This is a genomic window from Trueperaceae bacterium, assembly GCA_031581195.1.
Lineage (GTDB): Bacteria > Deinococcota > Deinococci > Deinococcales > Trueperaceae > SLSQ01.
In genome coordinates this window covers 1-1,077 of record JAVLCF010000236.1, presented here as the reverse complement: position 1 = coordinate 1,077, position 1,077 = coordinate 1, and the positions used below count along the sequence as shown (strand labels likewise).

The 1,077-nt window shown below is 75.7% G+C and carries 1 protein-coding gene; it reads right to left on the bottom strand.

Translation table 11 applies throughout. The features are described from left to right. A partial coding sequence (locus tag RI554_11690) for a hypothetical protein (GenBank protein MDR9392675.1) occupies nucleotides 1–683 on the bottom strand: 683 nt, incomplete at its 3' end. Nucleotides 684–1,077 lie beyond the last annotated feature (394 nt).

Below are 1,077 nucleotides of genomic sequence, written 5' to 3'. Positions count from 1 at the left end.
GCGGAGGTGGGCCGCAGCGCGGCGACCTGGGCGAGCGCCTCGTCCCCTCCGACCTCCGCGACCGCCGTTTCGGTGCCGTCCAGGCGGTGCGCCGCGCGCTCGTTCGCGCCGACGCGGAGCGCCAGGCGCACGAGCCGCGCGAGGGCGAGGACGTCCCACGGGGCGGCGCGGCAGGTGGCGTCCGCCAGGTCCAGGGCGGTGGGGAGGTCGTCGGCGTCCAGGGCGGCGTCGAGCGCCTGCGCGCGGAGGCGCGCGAGCCGTTCGCGGACGTGGGCGTCCGCCTCGTCGCGCCACGCCTCGAAGGCGGGCGCGTCGGCGACGTCGAAGCCCTCCAGCAGCGAGGGGTCCGCGCGCAGCTGCGGCCCGAGGCGCCCGTTCGGGGCGTCGGTCGCCGGTCCGTCCAGAGCGTCGACGTCGCAGTGCACGTCGGTCAAGCCCACGCGTTGGGTCGCCGCATCGACGATCACGTGGGGCCCGAGGTGCTTGCGGACGTCGTTCAGGATGACGCGGAGGTTGGCGCCGCCGGCAACGTCGTCCCACAACAGCGCCGCGAGGCGGGCGCGGGAGTGGCGACCGCGTTCGACCGCCAGGTCGTACGTGAGCGCCTCCGCCTTGCGGGAGCGGAAGCGGACCGGTGCGCCGCCGACCCGCACGCGCGGGGGCCCGAGGACGTCGACGTGCACCGGGCCGAGGGGAGCCGAGGAGGAGCCGTCACCCACGCCGCCAGGATCACCGTGTGCCAGTCGTACCAGCCCCTCGTCAAGGCCGTGCCGGCTCGAACCGTGGCGCAGCGCACGGGCACCGTGAGCGTTGCCGCAGACCGAAACGCCCCCGTCGCCTATCCTTCGTTTTGGTCGCGCCTGCGCACCCGCGCGCCCGGTCTTGCGGTTTCGGGCCCCTGCCTGGGACCGTGGCCTTGCAGTCCCGCCCCGTCCACGTCCGTGAACGTCCCGTCCGTGCGCGCCGCGCACGCCCACGCCAAGGAGGAACCATGCGTTCGATCGTGTTGTCCCTGTTCGCCGCCGTCGCGCTCACCGGCGCCGGCACGGCCCAAACCATCCCCGAGGTCGCCGCCTC